Raw genomic sequence first — 4,630 nt, 5'->3', positions numbered from 1 at the left:
CACCCCCGAACCGTCAGCACAATGAAAAATCGGGGTGCCCCACGCAACCAAGGCGGCGCAATGTCGCCGCCAGGCGACGAGCCGCCCGCCCCTCTATTGACACTACGAAAACAAGCCCCCTACCGTCCTCCCCATGGACTCCTACGCGGAGATCGCCTACGAGGTCGCCGCCAAGGTCGCGACCGTCCGGCTCGACCGGCCCGAAGCCCGCAACGGCTACACGATCCGGATGGCCGACGAACTCGCCCACGCGCTCGACCGGGCCGACCGGGACGAGGACGTCCGCGCAGTCGTACTCGGCACCACCGGCAAGGACTTCTCCGTCGGAGCCGACCTGTCCTCCGGCGGCTTCGACTTCGGCGACCGCCCGCCGGACGACTGGCAGGAACCCGCCGGCCGCGTGTCGAAGCGAATCTTCACCATGAACAAACCGGTCATCGCCGCACTGCGCGGGGCATCCGTAGGAGCAGGAATCACTATCACCCTCTCCTGCGACTACCGCTTCGCCTCCACCGACTCCAAGTTCGGCTTCGTCTTCACCCGCCGCGGGATCTACCCCGAAGGCGCGTCCGCGTGGTTCCTCCCCCGGCTCGTCGGGATGGGCGCGGCCGTCGACTGGATGGTCAGCGGACGGCTCTTCGGCCCGGATGAAGCACTGCGGTCCGGCCTCGTCCACCAGATCCACGACCCCGGCGACGTCCTCGCGCAGGCGCAAGCCAAGGCGAAGGAGATCGCCGAAACCACCGCACCCGTCGCGGTCGCGGTCACCCGGCAGCTGCTCTACCGGATGGCCTCGGCCCCGTCGCCCTTCGACGTCCACCAGGTGGACTCGAAGCTCATCTCCCAGCTGAGCTCGAACCCCGACGCCGTCGAGGGCATCGCATCCTTCTTCCAGAAACGCCCGCCCGAGTTCCCGTTGCGCGTAGACCGCGATCTGCCGCCGTACCTGCCCTGGATCAGCGAATGACCGAGTACCCGCCCGAACCGTGGCACCTCGCCGCCGACGCGTGCCTCTCGATGTGGCGCGTCCCCGCCGACGAACTGCCCGCCTTGCCGGCCGGCGCCGAACCGCTGCTCCTCAACCACCAGGCCGCCCTCTTCACCGCCTGGATCGACTACCTGCCGTCCGGTCAGCTGAGCTACCACGAACTCCTCTCCTGCGTCGCCGTGCGCGGCCGCGGGCTCGCCGCGTCGATCACCGACATCTGGGTCGACAGCGAGATCTCGCGCGCGGGCGGGCGCGAGCTGTGGGGCATTCCGAAGGAACTCGCGGCCTTCACCTTCACCGGCGGGCGCACCTTCACCGCGGCGACCTCCGACGACTGGATCGCCACCGCCGCCTTCACCCCGCGCGTCGGGCTCCCGATCACGCTCCCGGTACGCTTCGAGATCGCTCAGGACCGCGGCGGCCGCCCGCTGCGTACCCCGGTCGAGTGGCGTTCGAAGCCCCGCGCGGCGGCCGCCGACTGGTCGGTCAACCCCGCCGGGCCGCTGGGCTTCCTGGCCGGGAAACGGCCCGTGGCCAGCATGGCGCTGGGCGCGACGAGGCTCCGTTTCGGATCTTGCCCTCGGTGATCGGGTAACCCGCCTGAGTGAGACCGACACGCCATACCTTGGGGCCCGTGCGCGCCTCCACCCCAACATGTAGTCTCTGGGAACCGGCAGCCCCCAGCGACGGGGAGACCGCTTGAAGAGGGCGGCCGGGCTGTTTCGCCGAAACCGCAGCGCATGGCCTTGACCGGCCGTGTGCCGCTCGAACGCGCCCATTTCGAGGAACTGTTGGAGACGCGCATGTCAGTGGAAACCGGTCAGCGGCCGCCGTCGGCGGCGGAGGGGGCCCCGAGCGCGGTCCGCGTCATCCGGCGGGACGGAAGCGTCTCGCCCTTCGACGCGGGCAAGATCTCGGTGGCGCTGACCAAGGCCTTCCTCGCGGTCGAGGGCGGCGACGCCGCCGCGTCCTCGCGGGTGCACCACGTGGTCGCGGAGCTGACCGAGCAGGTCGAGGCGGCGCTGCTGCGCCACACCGGCCCGGAGACCGCGCTGCACATCGAGCAGATCCAGGACCAGGTCGAACTCGCCCTGATGCGCGGCGGGCACCACAAGGTCGCCCGCGCCTACGTGCTTTACCGCGACGAGCGCGCGAAGGCCCGCGAGGCCGCCGCGCCGGCGCACGCCGAGGTCGCGCTGAGCGTCAAGGGCGCCGACGGGACGCTGCGCCCGCTCGACTGGGCGCGCGTTTCGCACGTCGTCGGCGAGGCCGTCGCCGGGCTCGAGGACGTGTCCGCCGAGCCGGTGCTGGCCGAGGCCAAGCGCAACCTCTACGACGGCATCACCGCCGACGAACTGGCGCTCGCGCAGATCATGGCCGCGCGCGTGCTCGTCGAGCAGGAGCCGAACTACTCGTTCGTTTCCGCCCGGCTGCTGCTGGACAAGCTGCGCGGCGAGGCGCTGAGCTACCTCGCCGGCGCCCCGCGCCAGGCCAGCCAGGACGAGATGACCTCCGAGTACGCGCCGTACTTCCGCGCGTACCTGCGCCGCGCCGTCGAACTCGAACTGGTCGACGCCGAGCTGACCACGTTCGACCTGGACAAGATCACCGCCGCGATCCGCCCCGAGCGCGACCTCGACTTCGGCTTCCTCGGCCTGCAGACCCTGTACGACCGGTACTTCCAGCACCACAACGGCGTGCGGTTCGAGCTGCCGCAGGCGTTCTTCATGCGCGTCGCGATGGGCCTGGCGATCCGCGAGGACAACCGCGAAGCGCGCGCCATCGAGTTCTACGAGCTGCTGTCGACGTTCCACTTCATGGCGTCCACCCCGACGCTGTTCAACAGCGGCACCAACCGCGCGCAGCTGTCGTCCTGCTTCCTGACCACTGTGGACGACGACCTGGACTCGATTTTCCAGGCGTACAAGAACAACGCGCTGCTGGCCAAGTACTCCGGCGGCCTCGGCAACGACTGGACCCCGGTCCGCGGCCTCGGCGCGCACATCAAGGGCACCAACGGCCAGTCCCAGGGCGTCGTGCCGTTCCTGAAGATCGCCAACGACACCGCGGTCGCGGTCAATCAGGGCGGCAAGCGCAAGGGCGCGGCCTGCGCGTACCTGGAGACCTGGCACGTCGACATCGAGGAATTCCTCGACCTGCGCAAGAACACCGGCGACGACCGGCGGCGCACGCACGACATGAACACCGCCAACTGGGTCCCGGACGAGTTCCTGCGCCGCGTCGAAGCGAACGCCGAGTGGACGCTGTTCTCGCCGAACGAGACGCCGGACCTGCACGACCTCTACGGCAACGCGTTCGCGCAGCGCTACCGCGAGTACGAGGCGGCCGCCGCGCGCGGCGAGATCAAGGTGTTCCGCAAGGTCCGCGCGGTCGAGCTGTGGCGGCGGATGCTGACCATGCTGTTCGAGACCGGTCACCCGTGGATCACCTTCAAGGACCCGTGCAACCTGCGTTCGCCGCAGCAGCACGTCGGCGTCGTGCACTCGTCGAACCTGTGCACCGAGATCACGCTGAACACGACCACCGACGAGGTCGCGGTCTGCAACCTCGGCTCGGTGAACCTGCTCAAGCACGTCACCCCTGAAGGGCTCGACACCGAGCGGCTCGAGAAAACCGTGCGCACCGCGGTCCGCATGCTCGACAACGTGATCGACATCAACTTCTACACGATCCCGGAGGCGCGCCGCTCCAACCTGCGCCACCGTCCGGTCGGCCTGGGCATCATGGGCTTCCAGGACGCGCTGTTCGAGCTGGGCGTGCCGTTCGCGTCGGAAGAAGCGGTGAAGTTCGCCGACGTGTCGATGGAGCACCTCTCCTACTACGCGATCTCGGCCTCCACCGACCTCGCCGAGGAGCGCGGCCAATACCAGACGTTCGAGGGTTCCTTGTGGAGCAAGGGAATCCTGCCGATCGACTCGATGCAGCTGCTCATCGACGCCCGCCAGGGCGACGGCCTCGACGTCGACACCTCGACGACGCTGGACTGGGCGCCACTGCGCGAGCGCGTCAAGACCGTCGGCATGCGCAACTCGAACGTGATGGCGATCGCGCCGACCGCGACGATCTCCAACATCTCCGGCGTCGGCCAGTCGATCGAGCCGCTGTTCCAGAACCTGTACGTCAAGTCGAACATGTCCGGCGACTTCACGGTGGTGAATCCGCACCTGGTCAAGAGCCTCAAGGCGCGCGGCCTGTGGGACGAGGTCATGGTCAGCGACCTGAAGTACTTCGACGGCAGCCTCGGCCAGATCGACCGCGTTCCGGACGACCTCAAGGCGCTGTACGCGACCGCCTTCGAGATCGAGTCGAAGTGGATCGTGGACGCCGGTTCGGTGCGGCAGAAGTGGATCGACCAGGCGCAGTCGCTGAACCTGTACATCGCGGCGCCGAGCGGCCGCAAGCTCGACGAGCTGTACCGGTACGCCTGGCACAAGGGCCTCAAGACCACGTACTACCTGCGGGCGCAGTCCGCGACGCACGTGGAGAAGAGCACCCTGCGCGGCACCGACGGCAAGCTGAACGCCGTCTCCGCCACCCCGGCTCCGGCCGCTCCGGCCGCCGCTGCCCCGGCCGCCGCGCCTTCCCCGGCCCCGTCGCCGTCGCCGTCCGCCGCGGTTCCGG

3 protein-coding genes are annotated in these 4,630 nt (G+C 69.2%); all 3 read left to right on the top strand.

Annotation, left to right across the window (positions count from 1 at the left end; translation table 11 throughout):
- The first annotated feature begins 133 nt into the window (after window positions 1-133).
- Window positions 134-967, top strand: coding sequence for an enoyl-CoA hydratase-related protein (locus SSMG_RS11830; protein WP_009075965.1), 834 nt, complete (start codon window positions 134-136; stop codon window positions 965-967).
- A complete protein-coding gene (locus SSMG_RS11825; RefSeq protein WP_037713407.1) occupies window positions 964-1,575 on the top strand; it encodes an acetoacetate decarboxylase family protein in 612 nt (203 codons plus the stop codon). The genes SSMG_RS11830 and SSMG_RS11825 overlap by 4 nt, the downstream gene beginning before the upstream one ends.
- Before the next feature lie 216 nt (window positions 1,576-1,791).
- A partial coding sequence (locus SSMG_RS11820) for a ribonucleoside-diphosphate reductase subunit alpha (RefSeq protein WP_063632012.1) occupies window positions 1,792-4,630 on the top strand: 2,839 nt, incomplete at its 3' end.

This window comes from Streptomyces sp. AA4 (assembly GCF_000158875.1).
In the GTDB taxonomy this organism is placed as follows: domain Bacteria; phylum Actinomycetota; class Actinomycetes; order Mycobacteriales; family Pseudonocardiaceae; genus Amycolatopsis.
The sequence above is the reverse complement of the archived record's forward strand: the minus strand, read 5'-3'. Positions and strand labels throughout refer to the sequence as shown.